Origin of the sequence: Caballeronia sp. LjRoot29 (assembly GCF_964252755.1) — a bacterium.
Taxonomy (GTDB): Bacteria; Pseudomonadota; Gammaproteobacteria; order Burkholderiales; family Burkholderiaceae; genus Caballeronia.
The window spans coordinates 166,212-184,136 of sequence record NZ_CAXUPU020000001.1; the positions used below are offsets into that span (position 1 = coordinate 166,212).

At 58.8% G+C, this 17,925-nt stretch carries 25 protein-coding genes and 1 tRNA gene; 15 read left to right on the forward strand and 11 right to left on the reverse strand.

Annotated elements, in window-relative coordinates:
- Positions 1-246 precede the first annotated feature (246 nt).
- Together ACSQ83_RS00640 and ACSQ83_RS00645 are read left to right on the forward strand one after the other, a co-directional pair.
- Positions 247-321, forward strand: a tRNA-Arg gene (locus tag ACSQ83_RS00640).
- A 203-nt stretch (positions 322-524) separates the two neighbouring features.
- Positions 525-785, forward strand: coding sequence for a hypothetical protein (locus tag ACSQ83_RS00645; protein ID WP_414948042.1), 261 nt, complete (start codon positions 525-527; stop codon positions 783-785).
- Between the two features lie 110 nt (positions 786-895).
- Here ACSQ83_RS00645 and ACSQ83_RS00650 read toward each other — a convergent pair whose 3' ends face one another.
- Positions 896-1,072: a hypothetical protein gene (locus tag ACSQ83_RS00650; RefSeq protein WP_299708681.1), complete on the reverse strand. Its 177-nt coding sequence runs from the start codon at positions 1,070-1,072 to the stop codon at positions 896-898.
- Between ACSQ83_RS00650 and ACSQ83_RS00655 the strand changes: the two genes are divergently transcribed.
- Entirely contained in the window at positions 1,071-1,436 is a 366-nt protein-coding gene (locus tag ACSQ83_RS00655; protein WP_436226919.1) for a hypothetical protein, read from the forward strand. The genes ACSQ83_RS00650 and ACSQ83_RS00655 overlap by 2 nt on opposite strands.
- Positions 1,437-1,483: 47 nt before the next feature.
- On the opposite strand, the gene ACSQ83_RS00660 is transcribed toward ACSQ83_RS00655, so the two are convergent.
- Entirely contained in the window at positions 1,484-1,687 is a 204-nt protein-coding gene (locus ACSQ83_RS00660) for a hypothetical protein (protein WP_031361269.1), read from the reverse strand.
- A gap of 68 nt (positions 1,688-1,755) precedes the next feature.
- Entirely contained in the window at positions 1,756-1,989 is a 234-nt protein-coding gene (locus ACSQ83_RS00665; protein WP_414968149.1) for a hypothetical protein, read from the reverse strand.
- A gap of 287 nt (positions 1,990-2,276) precedes the next feature.
- Here ACSQ83_RS00665 and ACSQ83_RS00670 point away from each other — a divergent pair, with 287 nt between their 5' ends.
- Positions 2,277-2,675: a DUF1090 family protein gene (locus ACSQ83_RS00670; RefSeq protein WP_414968150.1), complete on the forward strand. Its 399-nt coding sequence runs from the start codon at positions 2,277-2,279 to the stop codon at positions 2,673-2,675.
- Between the two features lie 104 nt (positions 2,676-2,779).
- Positions 2,780-3,142: a hypothetical protein gene (locus tag ACSQ83_RS00675; RefSeq protein WP_436226920.1), complete on the forward strand. Its 363-nt coding sequence runs from the start codon at positions 2,780-2,782 to the stop codon at positions 3,140-3,142.
- A 46-nt stretch (positions 3,143-3,188) separates the two neighbouring features.
- Here ACSQ83_RS00675 and ACSQ83_RS00680 read toward each other — a convergent pair whose 3' ends face one another.
- Together ACSQ83_RS00680 and ACSQ83_RS00685 are read right to left on the reverse strand one after the other, a co-directional pair.
- Positions 3,189-3,356 (reverse strand): hypothetical protein, encoded by a 168-nt coding sequence (locus ACSQ83_RS00680; RefSeq protein ID WP_436226921.1) that lies wholly within the window; start codon positions 3,354-3,356, stop codon positions 3,189-3,191.
- Between the two features lie 114 nt (positions 3,357-3,470).
- A complete protein-coding gene (locus tag ACSQ83_RS00685; protein ID WP_414948036.1) occupies positions 3,471-4,145 on the reverse strand; it encodes a TetR/AcrR family transcriptional regulator in 675 nt (224 codons plus the stop codon).
- Positions 4,146-4,307: 162 nt separating this feature from the next.
- On the opposite strand from ACSQ83_RS00685, the gene ACSQ83_RS00690 reads away from it, so the two are divergent.
- A complete protein-coding gene (locus ACSQ83_RS00690; RefSeq protein WP_414948035.1) occupies positions 4,308-4,793 on the forward strand; it encodes a hypothetical protein in 486 nt (161 codons plus the stop codon).
- Between the two features lie 19 nt (positions 4,794-4,812).
- Here the strand turns inward: ACSQ83_RS00690 and ACSQ83_RS00695 are convergent, their stop codons facing one another.
- Positions 4,813-6,309 carry a diguanylate cyclase domain-containing protein gene (locus ACSQ83_RS00695; RefSeq protein ID WP_436226922.1) on the reverse strand — a complete coding sequence of 499 codons (1,497 nt, stop codon included), beginning with the start codon at positions 6,307-6,309 and terminating at the stop codon, positions 4,813-4,815.
- Positions 6,310-6,339: 30 nt separating this feature from the next.
- Between ACSQ83_RS00695 and ACSQ83_RS00700 the strand changes: the two genes are divergently transcribed.
- The 8 genes from ACSQ83_RS00700 to ACSQ83_RS00735 all read left to right on the forward strand — a co-directional run bounded on the left by ACSQ83_RS00700 (position 6,340) and on the right by ACSQ83_RS00735 (position 11,601).
- On the forward strand, positions 6,340-6,519 hold the full coding sequence (locus ACSQ83_RS00700; protein WP_436226923.1) for a hypothetical protein: 180 nt from the start codon (positions 6,340-6,342) through the stop codon (positions 6,517-6,519).
- Positions 6,520-6,587: 68 nt separating this feature from the next.
- Positions 6,588-7,091, forward strand: coding sequence for a YbhB/YbcL family Raf kinase inhibitor-like protein (locus tag ACSQ83_RS00705; RefSeq protein WP_436226924.1), 504 nt, complete (start codon positions 6,588-6,590; stop codon positions 7,089-7,091).
- Between the two features lie 149 nt (positions 7,092-7,240).
- Entirely contained in the window at positions 7,241-8,608 is a 1,368-nt protein-coding gene (locus ACSQ83_RS00710; RefSeq protein ID WP_436226925.1) for an MFS transporter, read from the forward strand.
- 128 nt (positions 8,609-8,736) lie between these two features.
- Positions 8,737-9,291 carry a type 1 glutamine amidotransferase domain-containing protein gene (locus tag ACSQ83_RS00715; RefSeq protein WP_436226926.1) on the forward strand — a complete coding sequence of 185 codons (555 nt, stop codon included), beginning with the start codon at positions 8,737-8,739 and terminating at the stop codon, positions 9,289-9,291.
- A 49-nt stretch (positions 9,292-9,340) separates the two neighbouring features.
- Positions 9,341-9,466: a hypothetical protein gene (locus tag ACSQ83_RS00720; RefSeq protein ID WP_414968155.1), complete on the forward strand. Its 126-nt coding sequence runs from the start codon at positions 9,341-9,343 to the stop codon at positions 9,464-9,466.
- Positions 9,467-9,551: 85 nt separating this feature from the next.
- Positions 9,552-9,911, forward strand: a complete 360-nt coding sequence (locus ACSQ83_RS00725; protein ID WP_436226927.1) for a DUF1488 domain-containing protein — start codon at positions 9,552-9,554, stop codon at positions 9,909-9,911.
- Positions 9,912-9,980: 69 nt separating this feature from the next.
- Positions 9,981-10,586 carry a hypothetical protein gene (locus tag ACSQ83_RS00730; RefSeq protein ID WP_414948029.1) on the forward strand — a complete coding sequence of 202 codons (606 nt, stop codon included), beginning with the start codon at positions 9,981-9,983 and terminating at the stop codon, positions 10,584-10,586.
- 562 nt (positions 10,587-11,148) lie between these two features.
- A complete protein-coding gene (locus ACSQ83_RS00735) occupies positions 11,149-11,601 on the forward strand; it encodes a PA2169 family four-helix-bundle protein (protein WP_414948028.1) in 453 nt (150 codons plus the stop codon).
- Positions 11,602-11,800: 199 nt separating this feature from the next.
- Here the strand turns inward: ACSQ83_RS00735 and ACSQ83_RS00740 are convergent, their stop codons facing one another.
- Entirely contained in the window at positions 11,801-12,115 is a 315-nt protein-coding gene (locus ACSQ83_RS00740; protein WP_436226928.1) for a hypothetical protein, read from the reverse strand.
- 204 nt (positions 12,116-12,319) lie between these two features.
- On the reverse strand, positions 12,320-12,652 hold the full coding sequence (locus tag ACSQ83_RS00745) for a BON domain-containing protein (RefSeq protein ID WP_414948026.1): 333 nt from the start codon (positions 12,650-12,652) through the stop codon (positions 12,320-12,322).
- A gap of 484 nt (positions 12,653-13,136) precedes the next feature.
- Between ACSQ83_RS00745 and ACSQ83_RS00750 the strand changes: the two genes are divergently transcribed.
- Positions 13,137-14,621 (forward strand): RNA polymerase factor sigma-54, encoded by a 1,485-nt coding sequence (locus ACSQ83_RS00750; protein ID WP_436226929.1) that lies wholly within the window; start codon positions 13,137-13,139, stop codon positions 14,619-14,621.
- Positions 14,622-14,694: 73 nt separating this feature from the next.
- On the opposite strand, the gene ACSQ83_RS00755 is transcribed toward ACSQ83_RS00750, so the two are convergent.
- The 3 genes from ACSQ83_RS00755 to otsA form a co-directional block, all read right to left on the reverse strand.
- Positions 14,695-15,576: a YihY/virulence factor BrkB family protein gene (locus ACSQ83_RS00755; protein ID WP_436226930.1), complete on the reverse strand. Its 882-nt coding sequence runs from the start codon at positions 15,574-15,576 to the stop codon at positions 14,695-14,697.
- A 183-nt stretch (positions 15,577-15,759) separates the two neighbouring features.
- Positions 15,760-16,125 carry a chemotaxis protein gene (locus ACSQ83_RS00760; RefSeq protein WP_436227077.1) on the reverse strand — a complete coding sequence of 122 codons (366 nt, stop codon included), beginning with the start codon at positions 16,123-16,125 and terminating at the stop codon, positions 15,760-15,762.
- 126 nt (positions 16,126-16,251) lie between these two features.
- Positions 16,252-17,700 (reverse strand): alpha,alpha-trehalose-phosphate synthase (UDP-forming), encoded by a 1,449-nt coding sequence (gene otsA / locus ACSQ83_RS00765; RefSeq protein WP_414948023.1) that lies wholly within the window; start codon positions 17,698-17,700, stop codon positions 16,252-16,254.
- Between the last annotated feature and the right edge of the window lie 225 nt (positions 17,701-17,925).

The following is a 17,925-nucleotide window of genomic DNA, read 5'->3' on the forward strand; positions in this document are numbered from 1 at the left end:
GTCGGATAAAATCGAAGCATTAGAATCGGGAACCGTTGTGCAGCGAGATCTGGCGCTGCTAAGCATTGATGTAAGTTGCCAAAAATATGCGGCTCATTGCAAAAGTGCAGCCGCAAGATCGAGAAATACCTAGGTTTGCAGTGCGTCACGGCGCTTCGTTTAGGAAGAAGCAAATCAGCCGAAAACGTACTTTGGGCAAGTTCACAGCCGGTATCCACGAGGCTTGGCGCCCGCTGAAATATCCATCTCCCCGTAGTTCAATGGATAGAACAAGTGCCTCCTAAGCGCTAGATGCAGGTTCGATTCCTGCCGGGGGGACCATCGGTTTATCTCACATCGTCTTACCGAATTCCGAGCCCCGTAAGCTTTGCGCTGCGGGGCTTTTCTCTGCCGCCACCGTCCCTAACCCGCCCCCATAAGCGGCCTGCACCACTCTTCCCCGTGCACGAACACCCTGGAAAGCGCTACTCTTAGCGAGCCCTGTTTTGCCTCGCAGGGTGTCGATTTTTTTCCGGGATCCGACCATGGCTACGACCTACACCGTTTTTAGGGCACAACTCAAGATGCTGCTCACCGATCAGCCGCGCGGCGTGACCGCGGACTTGACCGATTTTGCAGTGGCTTACTGGGACGGGCGTCAAGTGGTGGGCGCGTACTTGCGCGACGCCGGCCGTGTCGATGAAGTATTCGACCTGGACGAGAACGCGTTCGAGCAGTGGCATGACGACTTCGTGGCGTGGCTAGCCGATCCGCGTTTCACACGACGGCCGGACTTGCTGGCGTAGAAAAGGAAAAGGCAGAGAAAGGAAACGGAAAACGGAAAAGCCGCCGTACGATGCCGGCGGATATCAATGCGCTCTGCTACTTACCGCGATAAACGGCAATGCTTCGCGATTTACCGCGTGCCGACCCAGAATTCGTCATCGAGTGCCTGGAAGAAAAACGCTTCCAGTGCTTCCTCGGACAAATCGTCGATCGTAATACCGCGCAGGCGGCAAAGCACGTGGAGCGTCTCATCGGCAGCAATGACGAGATTTCTAAACGCGGTGGCGGTGGGGTTGGTCGTGTCCATGTATCGGCTAACGGCCTCTATTGACGAAACTTTAGGCCCGATTGCACGATTTTTTTCGACCAGCCGCCTCACGCTGGATCAAACCGGATCAGAAAACGCCGAGGAAAATCCACAACACAGCCCGCACAATCAATCACCAAGGGCCGATGATCTTATCGCCGAGGGCATTGGAAAAATACTCGCCGAGCTCTTCATCGGAGAGATCTTCTATATCGACCCCGCGCAGGCGGCAGATAAGTTCAAGCGTTTCGCCCGCAGCACGGATGAGGTCGCGGGCGGCTTCGGGGATGGGTTCTTTGGTATCCATGCCAACACTAACGGCGCCGATGCAAGGAACTTTATGCCCGCATCATCCGTGCGTTGAACAGCAATATCAGGCAACGCGCGTGAACAAGCCCAAGCCCACAATTGTCACTCCGGCTCAACCGGAAAGCGTCGGTTCAATTCACGTTTCGCCCAGTGCAGCGCTTCGTTTTCGGCGACATTGCTGGTCGGCGCCATCTCGCCCGCATTCGTCTTCAGGGGCAAACTGCCCGCCTGCACGGACCAGTCCCAGCGGGTGCCGCGTTGTTCGACGAACACATCGATGACATGTTCATTGTGCATATAACGCATGGCTTCTCCCGTTGGCAGGACGCGATCCTAGCATGATGGCGTACTGAGGTTCGCTGCCAAGCTTGCCGTCAGGCTCGCCCCGCGGCTTCGTGCTCGTCGCACCAGTCGAGCGCCCATGCCCGCGCGCATGCGATGGCATCGCCGTCGTTATCGAACGCGTCGATGTCGCCTGACTCGTGCTTTTCCGGATGCGCATCGCCCGCTGTCGGCACGCGGATCATGCGAGCCTGCGCGTAGTACAAGCCATCTTGATCGTGTCGTGAGCGGCAGTCGATGTGAAAACCCTTGTAATCGAAACGCATCGGCTTATTCCTCGCAAATAGTTGAATGGTTAGCTGGTTCAAGCAGGATCGCGCAAGACGCGTTCCGCATAAGCGCGTAACGAGGCATTAATGGCCGTCGCATTGGCCCCATCGGTCCCTACAAACTCGTTAAAATACGCCCACCCTGGACGGACGAACGGACAACCGAATAGGCAAGCGAAGTTCAACCGCTTTAATACTCCGCCCCGTCCCGCCCAAACGAGAGCGCATCTCGTACAAGTTAATACCGTTTGCCCTGCCCAATCTCGTCAGTCACGGATTCCGCTATGAAATTGCTTGCCGCTTTCGCCTTAAGCCTGTGTTTGTCGACTGCTCACGCCTCGCAGGAAACCGATGCTTGCGATGCCCATCGCCAGGCTCTCGAAAGGCAAATGGCTACCGCGCTGAACCAGGACAACGCGGCGCAACTCGACACGCTGCAAGCGGAACTCGACAAGACAAATGCCGAATGCACGCCCGACGCAATCGCGCAAAAACGCGCGGATGCGTTGAAAAGGCACGAGAATGCTGTCGCCGAGGCCAAAAATCGATTGCGTGATTGGGAAGCGGAATTGGCCCGCGCCAGGAAAAAGGGCACGGATCAATTGAATATAGCGGCTTGGGAACGCAAGGTGAACCGGGCGCGCGCGGATCTGGACCGTGCAGTGATGAGACCGGTTCAGTGAGCCGAATAAACCGAATGGACTGCTTGAACGGCTAATTAAACGGTTAAGGGTTTATCCTGATCTAAATACGCTAAAGATTGTTTCGCTAATGCCGTTACGCATTGATGGACTCAATCATTGACGTGAAACAGCAGGGCGCGCCCTCCGCGCTGTTGGCAGACCAGGAACTGACGCACCTCGAACTGGTGCTACGGCGTTCACTGATCGACGACGCGTTGTGCCCCATCATGCCGCCCACCTACTGGCGCGAACGGCTCGCGGTCGTCGCGCGAAGCTCGCATCTTTCGCACACGCAGCTTCAGACGGTTCATCGGCTGTATGCGCAGATCGACGCCTACGAGGCCGGCAACCGGACGCTCGACACAGCGCCCGAACTCACGCCCGACCGAACGCCGTCGATACATCCAATGCCCCGCTTGAGCCCGCACCTGACCCCGACGAATCCGTTCCGAAAAGACCGCTCGTAAACACGTCAAAGCACGTCAAAGCACGTCAACGCGGGCGCGCGGTTGCTCAGTGCCGATGTCGAAGCCACCATTCGCGCAAGCTGCCATAACCGGCGTGACTTCGGCGATGCAGCATGCGACCGCGGAATTCGTCACGCCAGTCGTGCGCAAGCACCGCTATCGCGAGCGCCGCAAGCGCTGCGAGCCCAACGAGGATATTCGCTAAACCCTCCATGGCACCCTCCATTCCGGTCGACTGCCATGATTCAAGCATAGTTCAAACGCCCGGAATTGGGCATGCGCAGTGGATTTAATCCGCTTGTTTCCCGTACTCGACTCAAGCGATGCACTACCGCTGCATGAACCGCATGACAGCGTCGACAATCATCTGGCGATGCCGAACCCGCGATCTCGCGCCGGATGGATCGCGACCGAAAGCAACGGCGAACGTATGCCGGTTCGCGATGCGATGAAAACACAATGAACTGATAAACAGATGCAGATCCACGGGGTCTACATCGTCGCGAAACTGCCGCGCTTTCACGCCGCGCGTGATCAGGTCCGCAATGGTTTTCACCGCACTCGCATTACGCGCCCGGAAGTTTTTCAGCTGGCTGACGTGCTTCGCGCCATGAATATTTTCGATGGTCACAAGGCGCACGAAATCACGATGTTTATCGTGGAAGTCGAACGTGAATTCAACGAGTTCGCGCAAGCCTTCACGCGGGTCCATGGTATCGAGATGGAGCGACTGTTCAAGCGCTCGGATCTTGCCGTACGCCTCCTCGATAACCGCCTCGTACAAACCTTCCTTGCTGCCGAAGTAGTAATACAACATGCGCTTCGTTGTATTGGTGCGCTCCGCGATGGCGTCGACCCGTGCGCCGCTTAAACCCATCGCCGCGAATTCCTCGGTGGCGATGTCGATAATATTGCGTCGGGTTTGTTCCGGGTCGTATTTTCGCTTGATATTGGCTGTCTTCACCGACCGAACTGGCGCCCCGACTTTGCTTGCCGTTTTCATCGTTTATCGTGCAGCGCGCCTTAGGTGAGCAAATAGTTTAGCAGGCGTTCATCGCAAGAAGCTTCCTCACGAAAACCTTTGTTTCAAGGGGTTTCGTCGGGGTTTCGCTATACTTCCGCAAGATTTTGCAGACCCCGGCTGCGCGCCCCCACAAGGAACCGAATGACTCACAAGCAAGCCCTGGCCCGCGTTGCGTCGGCCTTCAATTCAATGCTCAAGCCGACCCTGATCGCGGGCGCTATTGCAGGCGGAGCATGTGTCCTGCCGTTGAATGCCAACGCACAAAATGCGCCGGACCCGCAGCCGTTTCCCGCTCAAACATTGCCGCCAGGCCATCCCGCGGTGCAAGCACCCTCACCGCAAAGTCTCGCGGCCGAAGGCGTGCGCACAAGCGCCAACATTGCGCGCGGCGCCGCGGATATATGCCACATCGATCGCGTGAGAATCGACAAGTTCAAGGTCATGACGCGCAAGAGTTTTCCCGCCGCGCCCGATTTCGACGGCGAGTGGAATCTCGGCTACAAGGAAGCGCAAGCGACCGTCGATCGCTTCGCGGCGATGAAAACGAACAACCCAACTGAGTACGCGAAGGAGACGGGCGAGGCTTGCCCGGCGCTAACCCAAGGTATAGATGAAGTGACGAAGTGAAGAGCCGTTTGAAATGCCCTTAACCGGGCTCGCCGTAATGGGCGCGCTTTTCGGCGTACATGGCGGCATCGGCACGTTGCAGCATGACTTCAAGGCGCTCGCCGTCCTGCGCGGTGGCTGCGCCCATCGCGAAACTCAAGGGCATGCCTGAGTAAAACTGGTTGTTGACCTCGAGCAGTTGCCGGATGCTGTCGATCACTGCAGCGCCACCGCGCTCGTCCATGCCCGGCAGGAGCAGCACGAACTCGTCGCCGCCAATGCGCGCGGCGTGGCTCGGCTTCTCCACCGCCTTGCCGAGCACTTCGCCCGCGCGCCGGAGTAGCGCGTCGCCGGCCGCGTGACCGAGTTGATCGTTGACCGCTTTAAGACCGTTCACGTCGACGGCCACAGCGGTCACCGGGAACGGGCCCTTGCGCTCCAGGCGGTTCATTTCATCGATGTAAAACGAGCGGTTCTTCAGCTTCGTCAGCGCGTCGTGCTTGCCGAGGAACTCCAGGTACGCTTCCGCTTTCTTGCGCGCGGTGATGTCGGTGAGCGCGACGAGGACGAGGTCCCAATTGGCTTCATGCCCAGGGAATACCGAGAACTGCAGATGCACATGCAACTGCTGCCCTTCCAGCGAATAGTTGACCACCTCGCGCTGATGGAACAGGCGGTTTTCCCATAGATCGATGAGCTGCTCCTGGAAATGGCTCACCATCTCGTCGCGGAAAACATCGCCCAGACGCCCGAGCAACTCCGCTTTATCGGTTGCGCCGAACATGGTCAGCGTGTGCTGATTCACATCGAGCACATGAATTTCCTGCATGCAGCGCTCGATGAATTCCGGATGAACATTCGTAAATGTCCGGAAGTCGACAATGCCGCGTTCACGTATATCGTCCAGCAGCGCCTTCACGCTGCTGAAGTCCTCGACCCACAGCGAAACAGGCGAATGCTCGAACAGGCCGCGCGCATAAAGCTCGCTCAGCGCGGCTTTGCGGCGCACATTCTCCAGTTCCGTAATGTCTTCCACGGTCACCAGCACGCGGTCCCAGGTCGCTTCGTGGCCGGGCAGGATCACCGCTTTCAGCAAGACATCGAGCCGCTTGCCGTCGAGCGTGTAGTTCACCGTCTTGCTGACGAACATCGACTTGCCGGACCACAGTTGTTCGAGTTCGTCGGCGTGGGTGAGCAACATGTCGTCGCGGAAAACAGCGCTCAGATTAAGCACCAGATGGTCAATATCCTTCGCGCCAAACAGCGTGAGCGTGCGCCGGTTGACCTTGATCACCCGGATGCGCGACGAGCATTCAGCAATCCGCGCCAGGTCTTCAAGCAGAAAAGCGCGCAGGTCGACAACGCCCTGCGCGCGCCAGCTTTCAAACACCTCACGCACGGCGCTGAAATCCTCGAGCCATAGCGAGACGGGCGCGAGGTCGAACATATCGGCATCGTCCGCCGGCGCAGCGGGTGCCGTCGTCGCTTCCGTCGTCGCCACGCTCTGCAAAACAACGCGCCCCTGGTTATTCGGCATGTCCATCCTTTTCCGCTAATCGAGCTTGATATGATCCGGTCCCGCCATTTTATGCGCAGTCGTGGCGGAAAAAAGCTGAAAGGAAAAAACCATGGGCTGCAAAACGCTGCGGCGTTGAGCAACAATGAAGGACTTCAGGCATGGTTGCTGCACCAAGGCGATGAACGGCCGCATGCGTTGCGGCCATCACCCGCCCGCACAAATGGCTGAACGCCGGCTAGTGTCAGTTGTTGCCGGGATATTAAAACCTGTTAAACCCTCAAAGGAGACACGTTGCCATGGCTGACTTTCGCATTTGGTCCGATGAATTCGCGGCCAACGGATATCTCTCGAAAAATCATGAGTTCGATCAGCAAGCATTCGGCGTAGACGGCGAAAACCTCTCGCCCGCGCTGCAATGGGACGGCGTGCCGCCTGACGCCAAGAGCCTCGCGCTGACCGTCTACGACCCCGACGCGCCCACCGGCAGCGGCTTCTGGCACTGGATCGTAGTGAACATTCCGGTGGACACCCGCTCGCTGCCGCAGAACGCCGGCAAGGCCGACGGCAGCCTGCTGCCCGCCGGCGCGCTGCAAATGCGCAACGACTACGGCACGGTCGGCTTCGGCGGCACCGCGCCGCCGCGCGGCGACAAACCGCATCGATATATTTTCCGGATCCATGCGCTGAAGGCGGATCATCTGTCGCTCGACGTCTCCGCGACCAATGCCGTCGCGCGTTTCATGCTTCATCTGAATGAAATCGATTCGGCGACTTATACCGGCTTGTACCAGTTGAAATAAGCGAGATGAAATCGCGCCGGATCAAGGCGCGGCGCGCCCTGGCTTGCCAGGCGCCGCGCCGCTTCCAGCGATGTTTACCCGTGTTCAAGTAACCTGTCTGAAAGGCGCCGGCCTTACACTTCGGCGCTCCCCTCCCTTCTTCCCTATCGATGGACGCAGACCAAGGTCTTCCTCTTCCTCAGCGCTATTGGGCCATTCTGGTCGTGGCCCTCGGTATTACCCTCGCAGTGCTCGACGGCGCCATCGCCAACGTCGCCCTTCCTACCATCGCCCGCAACCTGAACGCCAGTCCCGCCGACTCGATCTGGGTGGTCAACGCGTATCAGCTCGCCATTACGGTCTCCCTGCTGCCGCTCGCCTCGCTCGGCGACAGGATTGGTTACCGGCGCGTGTATATGTCCGGGCTCGCGCTGTTCACCATCGCATCGTTCGGTTGCGCGCTGTCCGGATCGCTGACCTCGCTTGCCATTGCCCGGGTGATTCAAGGATTCGGCGCGGCGGGTATCATGAGCGTCAACACGGCCCTCGTGCGCATGATCTATCCCAGTGAGCATCTGGGCCGCGGCGTCAGCATCAACGCCTCCGTGGTGGCGATCTCGTCGGTCATAGGGCCCACGATTGCTTCCGGCGTTCTGGCCATCGCCACGTGGCCGTGGCTCTTCGCGATCAACGTGCCGATCGGCATCGCCGCGTACGCGCTCGGCAGGAAAGCGCTGCCGCGCACGCCCGGGCACCGCCAACCCTACGACTATCTCAGCGCGCTGATGAACGCAGCGGTGTTCGGCCTCGCGATCACGGCGATCGACGGGCTCGGTCACGGCGAACATCGTTCGTATGTGCTGGCCGAGTTCCTTGTGGCCGGTATCGTTGGATACTTTTTCGTGCGGCGGCAACTGAAGCAAGCGGCGCCGCTCTTGCCTATCGATTTGCTCCGGATCCCTGTGTTCGCACTGTCGATCATCACGTCTTTCTGCTCATTCACCGCGCAGATGCTGACCTTCGTTTCGCTGCCGTTCCTGCTGCAGAACACGTTCGGCATGAGCCAGGTCTTGACGGGTTTCCTGATGACGCCATGGCCGCTGGTGATCGTATTCATCGCGCCAATCGCCGGCATGCTGTCCGACCGGTATTCGGCGGGCATACTCGGCGGCATCGGGCTGGCCATCATGACGGCCGGCTTGCTGTTGCTCGCAACGACCGGAGCGCACCCCGCGCCGGTCGATATCGCGTGGCGCATGGCGGTGTGCGGCCTGGGCTTCGGTTTATTCCAGTCGCCTAATAATCGCCAGATGTTGTCATCGGCGCCTCGTCATAGAAGCGGCGGCGCCAGCGGCATGCTCGGCACCGCGCGGCTGTCCGGACAGACGCTCGGCGCAGCACTCGTCGCGCTGATCTTTGGCATTGCGCCGCAGCACGGCACGATCATTACGCTGATCGTCGCGGCGGGCTTTGCAGCCACGGCCTCCATGGTCAGCCTGATGCGCATTTCGCGCAGCAAAACGCCCGCGGCGGCGTGATATCCGCGCCTTTCTTCTCGTCATATCGCCCTGTATTAAAGCCTTGTAGGCACACCCTTTGCTGAAATGAACGAACGTGGCTCTGTAGTCTGGAGCCGGTTCGTTCAATGCACTAAGGAGCTTATTCCATGGCTGATTCACTCACGGGTTACAAGGTCGCCATCCTCGCGCTCGATGGCTTCGAACAAGCCGAATTAATCGAACCGCAAAAGGCGCTGAAGGCCGCCGGCGCGCAAGTTCATGTGATCTCGCAAAAGCCGGGACAGATCCAGGGTTTCAAGCACGTCGACAAGGGCGACAAGGTCAACGTCGACGCCACCTTCGACCAGACGCGTGTCTCCGATTACGACGCGGTCGTATTGCCGGGCGGCGTGGTCAACGGCGATGCAATCCGCGTCGATGCAAAAGCGCAAGCCATCGTGAAGCAGTTCGATAAGGACGGCAAACCCATCGCCGTGATCTGCCATGGCGGCTGGTTGCCGATCTCTGCGGGCATCGTTTCCGGCCGAACGATGACGAGCTGGCCGACACTGCAAGACGATATCCGCAACGCGGGCGGCACCTGGGTCGATGAAGAAGTGCATCGCGATCGCAATCTCATCTCCAGCCGCAAGCCCGACGATCTGCCGGCGTTCAACAAAGTCATCATCGAAGCGCTCAGCGAGCGGAAGAAAGCGGCTTGAGTGCCGCTACGGGCGTCCCGATTGTTTCTGATTGGCCACGGAGAACCCAATGACGAAATCGATGCTGACGAATGCTCGCCACGGTCTGAGTGATTTGAATCGCGATCATTTCGGCGCAACGCTAGCGCCGGCGCGGAGCGTCAGTCCGGCGAGTCCGGCGGCGATGCACGCCTGAAAAATGTCGCCGCTAAAGCGCTGCCAATCATCAAGCATCACTATGCAATGGCGCAGCAGCTCGCCAAGCTCAAGGGCGTAACGTTATGACGGCCCCCTCGGCTTCGCTCGCGCTTTCATCCTTTCCGCAACCACGGCCGGCCTATGAGGACTCGACCATGCATATCCAGTTTTCCGATGCCGCGCCTACCTACGACGGTGACGACTACGCGCTCCATTTCACCGCGCTGATCGATGGAGATCCGGTCGTATGTTCCATCTCCGCTGAAGCGCTCGAGGATCATTTCGACGCCGCTTCCGCACGGGAAGACGACTTGCTTCAGGCATTCGAACGGGGCCGCGCGAGAATCCGCTCGGTGTGCGCCGAAGCGCTTGACAGCAATGGTGGAGAGAGCGTCGTATTACGTAGCGGATTGTTCCGCGTGGCGGGCATGGAACCGGAGTGATCGCACGCTTCGACCGTCATCGGTTTTATTAACGCGATTGATTGAAACAAACGCTTCCCGGAGGTCCTCATGTCTCTGATCATTGCAGGACGGTTTCAAACCTTTCCGAATGCCGAAGCCGCAGCGCAACGTCTGTTCGCGGCCGGCTTTCTCGAAGAAGATGTCACGCTCTTTTATGTCGCCCCGAGCGGCCAGCACGCACGGCTTGAGACGGGCGGCGATCACTACGCCGACGCAGGTGCGAAAGACGCAGGCAAGGGAGCGGGCAAAGGTGCCACGATCGGCGCGGTGATCGGCGCGATCGTCGGTGCAGGCATTTTTGTGTTGTTCAAGACACCCTGGCTGGCTGCGGTGCTAGCCGCCGGCGCAGGTGCTTACGTCGGATCGCTGGCCGGTGCAATGGGGCATGCGAAATCCGGCAAGCGCCCCGCCGCCGATGCGACCACGGCGGAGAATCACGGTTCGTCCAACGCCCTTGATGCGAGGCATTCCGGCGTCGTCGTCGCGGTTCACGTCGGCCCGGAAATGCAGGCGCAAGCAGCGTCGATTCTTCGTGACGCGGGCGGAAAGGAAGTCGAACGCGCAACGGGTCAGTGGCGCAATGGCCGTTGGGCCGATTTCGATCCGGTCAAACCGCCGGAACCAGTTCGTGAATTTGCGGAACCGCGTGCTTAAGATAAGGTTGGAGTACATAAGTACATAAGGCCGCTCATCGACCGGCCTTATGTACTTTGTATGTTTCGGAAAACTACGAATTACACCCACAGTTGAACTCTCGTTCTCGGCGGAACGCTTTTGCCTTGCACATCGTTCGCCGGTTCGCAACTCGCGCGCAAAGGAGCGGTTCTCATTGCTGACAGCGCCGGATTGCAGAGGCCTTCATGCGTCGATTGCGCACGCGTGGCCGCGAGGCTCTCGTCCAGACTATGTTGACGCACCTGCAATACGATTGCGGATGTGACGATCGCAACGAACACAAGACATTCGCGGGTACTAACGGTCATTGCTTCTCCGAGATTCACTTTTGGCGGTTCTCAGAGCAATGCACGTGCCACGTTTGGCGCTATTTCCCGGTGCTATTTCCCGGTGCTATTCCGCGGTTTCTTAAATCGCAAAACAACGGCTCCTCAGCATCGAATTTCAGAGTATCGGGCACGGCCATTGCAACTCATCCTTAGACTGCGATCCGGGGATCAAAGGACCGCAGGCCATCTTCGATTACTCACAGGAGGTTCATATGAGCACAAACGTCGTATCGGTACTGAACGATCTGGTTGAAACGTCGAAGGACGGCGAAAAGGGCTTCCGCAAGGCCGCCGAAGACACGAAGGATGCAACCCTGAAGCAACTGTTCACGGGCCGCGCCGAAGACTGCGCACGCGGTGCTCACGAGCTGCAGGATGTGGTCCAGCGACTGGGCGGCAAACCGGAAACTGGCGGAACCGTCGGTGGCGCGTTGCATCGCGGCTGGGTGGATCTCAAGTCAGCCGTGACCCATCGCAGCGATCACGCGATCCTCGAGGAATGCGAGCGTGGCGAAGATGTTGCGAAGAAGAACTATCGCGATGCGTTGGATAAGGAACTGCCAGCGGACGTGCGCGCCGTGGTTGAGCGCCAGTATCAGGGCGTAATCGAAAACCACGATCGTATTCGCGATCTGCGGGACCAGTACGCTGCTGCCAAGTCGTAATTACTGTCATTACTGGTTGCATGATGAAGTCAAGCCGGCGCGCTGAAAAGCGCGCCGGTTTTTTTACTCGCGTTTATAACCCTTCGGGATCCTACGTTTTTGTCTTCAGTCAACCTGCAACAAACGCAAGAAAAAACCCGCCGGCTGCTGCCGCAGCCGGCGGGTTCCTGTCACGTTTCATAAAAACGGCATCGCAGTCTTATTGCGGCGAGCCTTTATCGTTAGTGCCCAGTGCCGATGCCGCCGCCGCTGCCGACGCGCCTCGAAGATGCGCCGCCTTGTTCTGCTTGTGCAGGGTCGTACCGTGCGCGCCCTTGCTCATACCCATGCTTCCGGAAGCGGCCATGCCGCCTTCCGTGGGCCCGGCGGTAGCACCAGCATGTCCGCCCACTTCACTCGCACCTGCGCCAGTCGTCGGGCCGCCCGATGAACCTCCGGCCGATTGAGCCAGTACCGGACCTGAGAGCACCAGACACAGCGCACCGAGCAACGCGAACTTTTTCGTTTGATTCATTAAAATCTCCTTTCCGGGGGAACTGGTTCAACAATCGAGCGAAGACCAGGTCCTTATTGAGTGATGGCTACAAAATGGACTACAACCAAGCTGCATATATTCGGACTTCTTATTAAATACCCTAAACAACCACACCGCGACCGACGAGATAAAAACAAAATGGACAGCGAGCACGCTGCCCATTCTGGACCAACTAACTCATGCTTACTCTACGATCTTCAGATGGTTGCGCACCGATGCTACGCCATCCACCTTCGAAACCACGTCTTCCGCGCCGCTCTTGTCTTCAGCCGTCGGCACCGTACCCGTCAGCGACACCACGCCAGCACGCGTCTTCACGTGGATATGCGTGGACTTCACATTCGTTGCGCCCAGCAGTTCGGCCTTGACCTTCGTCGTGATTGCCGAGTCATCGACCTTTGTACCAATCGACGTGGAGGCGCCTGTTGCCGTCGTGGCCGCTTGTGCACTGACGTTAAGCGCAAACACGACACACGCGATACTTCCGGCTGCCTTCAGGATTTGGGTCGATTTCATCTTTACGCTCCTTCTAGTTGGTTTAAAAAACTGCGGCGTTACCGCTGTCTTATTTGAGCCAGGCCGCCTCGTACGGCCGCAGCTTTTTTGCTGCAAAGCCCCGCTCGTTTTCATACCCAGCGGCATCAAGACGCCACGAGTAGTAATACGTCAGACGCAAGGAGCGTGCCGGACCGCCCCTGCAATCGGAAAATGTAACCTCGAAAAGGGTCTTGAGACCGCGCGCGGCAATGCCCACCCACGGTTTTGTCCATGCGATGTTTAGCCGCGCCATGAGACCTTAAGCGCCTCTTCGTACCCGGAGTGCTTTTGCCCGGGCGCGTGTAAAAAGTGCGCGTATTTGCCATCTGATCGAACTGCTGGAGCCACTGGCAGCATGTGAAAACCGGTTTGAAATCTAGCGCTGACGCGCCCTGCAGCGCGCATGGCACGACTGTTGCTCTTAACGACGCACGAAAGTCCTAACGTTAAGGAACAACACGCAATGCCGCCGTCTCTCGAACTACGCACCAAGCAAAGTCTTGCGCTCACGCCGCGCCTTCAGCAATCGGTTCGTTTGCTGCAACTTTCATCGCTTGAGTTTCAGCAGGAGTTGCGCAACGCGCTGGATACGAACCCCTTCCTGGAGTACGACGAGACGCAGGCAGAAGACAACGCGCTGTCCACCGACAACGGCAACTCGATGGCCGACACGCCCGCGCCCGTTGATCAGAACACGCCCGTCGATACGCCGATGAGCGCCGAGAGTAGCTCCGACACATCGGACAGCAACGACTCGCAGTCGCACGACGACTCAATGAGCGAGTACTCGTCCGATCCGTTTGGCCGGACATCGACGCGCAATAATGGCGATGGTGAAGGCTCCGATCCCGCCGACTGGGTTCGAATCGAACCTTCGTTGCATGAGACGCTGCACGACACGCTCCGGCTCTATCCGATCAACGATCGCGACCGGGCGGTGGCGCAACTGATCATTGAAGCGCTCGATGATGACGGGTATCTGCGTCAGGATCTGCAAGAACTGTCGGAGCTTGTCGATATCGAGCCGGCATTGTCTGAAGATGAACTCAATATTGCCTTGAAGCTCGTGCAGTCGCTCGACAAGCCGGGCGTGGGCGCGCGTAACTTGTCCGAATGTCTGTCCTTGCAACTCGATGCACTCGATGCGGACACACCAGGACGTGCAGTCGCACTTGAAATCGTCACGCATCATCTGGAGCGCCTGGCGCGCCGTGAGCAAGCGGAGCTGCAGAAGAAGATTGGCTGCAACGCCGACGAACTGCGCGTTGCATGCGCACTCGTGCGCAAGCTCGATCCCAAGCCGGGCGCGAACTATGGCGCGGCGGAAGATAACTATGTCGTGCCCGACGTCATCGTGCGTCAGGTCAAGAAGAATTGGGTAGTAACAATCAACCCTGCCGTGCTGCCACGCGCGCGTATTCATCGCATGTACGCCGAGCTGTTCGCGCAGTCCGCGGGTGCAAGCCGCTCGCCGCTCGCTCAGCAACTACAGGAAGCGCGCTGGCTGATCCGCAACGCACAGCAACGCTTCACGACGATCCAGCGCGTGGCGGAATGCATCGTCTCGCACCAGAAGGCGTTCTTCGACTACGGGGAAATTGCGTTGAAGCCGCTGGTGCTGCGTGACGTAGCCGATGAACTCGAACTCCACGAGTCCACCATCTCCCGTGCGACGGGCAACAAGTACATGTCAACGCCGCGAGGCATCTTCGAGTTCAAGCACTTCTTCCCGCGCGAACTCAGCACTGAAAGCGGCGGTACGTGCTCGGCTGCTGCAGTGCGCGCCTTGCTAAAGGAAATGATCGCGAAGGAAAGCAGCAGCGAACCGCTGTCCGATGTAAGCCTCGCCAAGATGCTTGCGGATCAAGGTGTGATCGTCGCGCGCCGGACGGTGGCGAAATATCGCCATCTGATGAAGGTGCCGCCGGCGGAGCTGCGTCGCGGTTAAAGCAAACGGCTCGGCTTGCGGGCTGAAAACAAGCTGGAAGAATGCCCCCTGGATATATTCCAGGGGGCGTTTTTTATCGCCAGCCAGAGGCTCGTTGCGTACGTCTGCGCGCGACCATTGCCGATACTTCCGCGCCCAGCAGGAACACCGCCGCCGAGTAGTACAGCCACATCAGGATGATCGCGAGCGACCCGGCCGCACCGAACGTATTCGCTGTGCCTGCGTGCTGCAGATAGAACGCAAAGAGCCGTTTTCCTGCTTCGAACAACACCGCGGCGGTCAATGCACCGAGTGCGGCATCGCGCCATTGCATGCGTGCGCTCGGCAAGAATTTGAGCAACACCGCAAACGCGAGCACCATCATGAGCAAGGAAATGGCTCGCTGCGCCAGCGCCGCGATCAGGAAGGACGGCCCGCTCGTGCCCAAGACCCATTGACCGACCAGGACCACGAGGGCATCGAGTACGAGCAACGCAACAATCAGCAAGGCCGCGCCCAGGACGAACGCAAAGGAAATCGCGCGGACCCGCAGAATGGCAATGATGCTGGCCCGAGTGCCTGCAACGGGCGCGGGCCAGATCACGTTGAGCGCAGTGTATAGCGACGAAAAAGTCGCTGACGCGCCAACCAGCACCCCCACCCCTGACAAGATCGCCGTGCGCGTCGCAATGTCCGCATGCCAGGCGTTGGCGACAATGGCTTCAAGACCGTGCGCGGCGTCGGCACCGACTATCCCGGCGATTTCGCCGAACAGGCGCCCCTGGACCGCATCCGCGCCGAAAAAGACGCTCGCCACCGCGATGATGATGACCAGTGTCGGCGCCAGCGAGAACGCCGCAAAAAACGCGATCGCAGCCGAAAACATCAGCCCATGGTCCTGCGACCATCGGACGATGGGGTCCTGGATCCATGACCAGAAAGACTTCAGTCTTTGGTCCTTTGCTGCTGTGTTCAAGGCTGGGCGCTCCCGCAAGTTTTGCTTTTTGCGATGGTAGCGCGGATTTGAGGTTTGGCCGTGGTAAGCGCATTGGCGCTGTATTAGACGCCTGCTTGCTTAGCATTTCTTATTATTCTCGTTGAATGCAAAACGGCGCGCCCTGACGGGCGCGCCGTTTTGCAGCGCCTGGACGTACTACGGCTACAGGTCCTCGTCGCCGGGCTCTTCGTCGCTCGCCGGGTCGGCGGTTTCGTCGTCTATCGCCCTTGTCTCGTCTTCCACCCCGTCCGGCAAGATGTCCGAGTCGGCCTGCAGATTGTTGTCGCCATCGGCGGACGCCATCTCGCCCGTTCCATACCGGTCCGTGTCGCTATTCAGTTCGGCCGCGGACTGACCGACGGCGTGCGCGTCGAGTTCGTCTTCGATATCGCCTGGATAACGCTTCTCACCCTGCACGTCCGAGCCGCTATCCGAAGAATCGCTTGGACCCAATGCGCCGGTCCCATGCCCCTTGCCAACTTCTACACCGCCTTCTTCATCCGGGTCCAATGTGCTTCCACTCATGATTACCTCCTGATGATCGTGAGTGCTAACACGCAAATCCTGTTCCGCTTGCATTGACCCGATAAAGAAAAAAGCCCCGCGCCAATGTCTCGGCGGGGGGCTGGATTCATCTGAAGGTTTTGACCGGTCTTAGCTCGATGTCGCCACACGCGCCGGACGTTTCGCTTCGCTCACTTGCCGCACTGCCTTCTTCGTGACCGATGCAGCCGTTGCCACGCTGCGCAGATCGCTCAGGAACGAATCGCGCCACACCGATAGATTGTTCTCACGCAACGGCGCCATCATGTCCGCATGACGCGCCTGCCGCTCAGCGAGGGGCATCGACAACGCCCGCTCCAACGCTTCGGACATCTGCGACAGGTCGAACGGATTGACGACCAGGGCGCCCGGCATCTGATCCGCTGCGCCGGCAAATTGCGACAGCACGAGCGCGCCCGGATCGGCCGGATCTTGCGACGCCACATACTCCTTCGCCACCAGATTCATCCCGTCGCGCAATGGCGTGACGTACCCAACCTGCGACAAACGGAACAACGCCATCAACAAACTGCGATCGTATTTGCGATTGAGATACTGGATCGGCGTCCAGTCGAGCTGCGCAAAACGGCCGTTGATGCGCCCCGCTTCGCCTTCGAGATTCTGGCGGATGCGCTGATATGTCTGCACGTCCGACCGCGTTGGCGGGGCAATCTGCACCATCGATACCCGCCCATGCCATCCCGGCGCGTGCAACAACAAACGTTCGAATGCCTGGAAGCGTTCGGCAAGCCCTTTCGAATAATCGAGCCGGTCAACGCTCATGATCAGCTTGCGTCCGCGCAGGCTGTCGCGCAGGCTTTTCACCGGCTTTCGATTCGAAAATTGCTCGGCAACCTTGGCAATGGCGTCCGGATAAATGCCGATCGGATAAGCCCCGACCTTCAGCATGCGTCCGTGCGCCTGCAGCATCCCGTCTTCGCTGAGATGACCCAGGTTTCCACGCTCGATGTAATCGACAAACGACTGCTTGTCCGACTCCGTCTGGAAACCGACGATGTCATAAGCGCACATCGCCTTGATCAGCTCTTCGTGCGGCGGCACCGTCCGCAAAATCTCGGGCACGGGAAAGGGGATATGCAGGAAGAACCCGATGGGATTCTTGATACCCGCCGCCCGGCATTCCTGGGCGAACGGCAGCAAGTGATAGTCATGCACCCAGATGATGTCGTCGGGTTCGAGCAGCGGCTTGAGTTGTTTAGCCATTGCCTCGTTCACCCGCGCGTAACCGGCATATTCCTCACGGTCAAATCGCGACAGGTCGTTGCGGTAGTGAAATGTCGGCCACAGCGTCGCGTTGGAAAAGCCGCGATAGTACTGGTCGTAATCGCGGCGAGTCAGCCCAACGGTTGCGTACGTCACGTTGCCACGCTTCTCGATGACCGGCGCCGATGCCTCACCCACAATCTCGCCGCTCCAGCCGAACCACACGCCGCCTGTCTCCTTCAGCGCGTCCAGAACGCCGATGGCCAAACCGCCCGCAGCGGGTTTGCCTTCCTGGATCGGCGCGACACGATTCGATACCACGATCAATCTGCTCATTACTGCTTCACCTCATCAGTTGTCGTTGCTCGTTCGAATTGATCGGAATAGCAATGCAAGACACGTGCCTTTTTTACAATTTGGAAAATAAAAAATGTGTATAAATGTGACGGACGAACGAAAACACGCGGCCAGCACGCACTGTGCAGAAAATTTTCATGCTGGCGCGCAACACAATGCGACGGCTTGCTGCCTGGTTTTCGGCCGCTTTTTTGTCGCTCACGG

Coding starts and splice junctions, on each gene's coding strand:
- ACSQ83_RS00710 (WP_436226925.1), top strand. CDS start 7,241: ATGGACGCAGACCAAGGTCTTCCTCTTCCTCAGCGCTATTGGGCCATT.
- ACSQ83_RS00725 (WP_436226927.1), top strand. CDS start 9,552: ATGACGGCCCCCTCGGCTTCGCTCGCGCTTTCATCCTTTCCGCAACCA.
- ACSQ83_RS00740 (WP_436226928.1), bottom strand. CDS start 12,115: ATGAATCAAACGAAAAAGTTCGCGTTGCTCGGTGCGCTGTGTCTGGTG.
- ACSQ83_RS00715 (WP_436226926.1), top strand. CDS start 8,737: ATGGCTGATTCACTCACGGGTTACAAGGTCGCCATCCTCGCGCTCGAT.
- ACSQ83_RS00670 (WP_414968150.1), top strand. CDS start 2,277: ATGAAATTGCTTGCCGCTTTCGCCTTAAGCCTGTGTTTGTCGACTGCT.
- ACSQ83_RS00700 (WP_436226923.1), top strand. CDS start 6,340: ATGATCCGGTCCCGCCATTTTATGCGCAGTCGTGGCGGAAAAAAGCTG.
- ACSQ83_RS00730 (WP_414948029.1), top strand. CDS start 9,981: ATGTCTCTGATCATTGCAGGACGGTTTCAAACCTTTCCGAATGCCGAA.
- ACSQ83_RS00645 (WP_414948042.1), top strand. CDS start 525: ATGGCTACGACCTACACCGTTTTTAGGGCACAACTCAAGATGCTGCTC.
- ACSQ83_RS00675 (WP_436226920.1), top strand. CDS start 2,780: ATGGACTCAATCATTGACGTGAAACAGCAGGGCGCGCCCTCCGCGCTG.
- ACSQ83_RS00680 (WP_436226921.1), bottom strand. CDS start 3,356: ATGGAGGGTTTAGCGAATATCCTCGTTGGGCTCGCAGCGCTTGCGGCG.
- ACSQ83_RS00750 (WP_436226929.1), top strand. CDS start 13,137: ATGCCGCCGTCTCTCGAACTACGCACCAAGCAAAGTCTTGCGCTCACG.
- ACSQ83_RS00650 (WP_299708681.1), bottom strand. CDS start 1,072: ATGGACACGACCAACCCCACCGCCACCGCGTTTAGAAATCTCGTCATT.
- otsA (WP_414948023.1), bottom strand. CDS start 17,700: ATGAGCAGATTGATCGTGGTATCGAATCGTGTCGCGCCGATCCAGGAA.
- ACSQ83_RS00685 (WP_414948036.1), bottom strand. CDS start 4,145: ATGAAAACGGCAAGCAAAGTCGGGGCGCCAGTTCGGTCGGTGAAGACA.
- ACSQ83_RS00720 (WP_414968155.1), top strand. CDS start 9,341: ATGACGAAATCGATGCTGACGAATGCTCGCCACGGTCTGAGTGATTTG.
- ACSQ83_RS00690 (WP_414948035.1), top strand. CDS start 4,308: ATGACTCACAAGCAAGCCCTGGCCCGCGTTGCGTCGGCCTTCAATTCA.
- ACSQ83_RS00665 (WP_414968149.1), bottom strand. CDS start 1,989: ATGCGTTTCGATTACAAGGGTTTTCACATCGACTGCCGCTCACGACAC.
- ACSQ83_RS00705 (WP_436226924.1), top strand. CDS start 6,588: ATGGCTGACTTTCGCATTTGGTCCGATGAATTCGCGGCCAACGGATAT.
- ACSQ83_RS00655 (WP_436226919.1), top strand. CDS start 1,071: ATGTATCGGCTAACGGCCTCTATTGACGAAACTTTAGGCCCGATTGCA.
- ACSQ83_RS00735 (WP_414948028.1), top strand. CDS start 11,149: ATGAGCACAAACGTCGTATCGGTACTGAACGATCTGGTTGAAACGTCG.
- ACSQ83_RS00660 (WP_031361269.1), bottom strand. CDS start 1,687: ATGCGTTATATGCACAATGAACATGTCATCGATGTGTTCGTCGAACAA.
- ACSQ83_RS00745 (WP_414948026.1), bottom strand. CDS start 12,652: ATGAAATCGACCCAAATCCTGAAGGCAGCCGGAAGTATCGCGTGTGTC.
- ACSQ83_RS00695 (WP_436226922.1), bottom strand. CDS start 6,309: ATGCCGAATAACCAGGGGCGCGTTGTTTTGCAGAGCGTGGCGACGACG.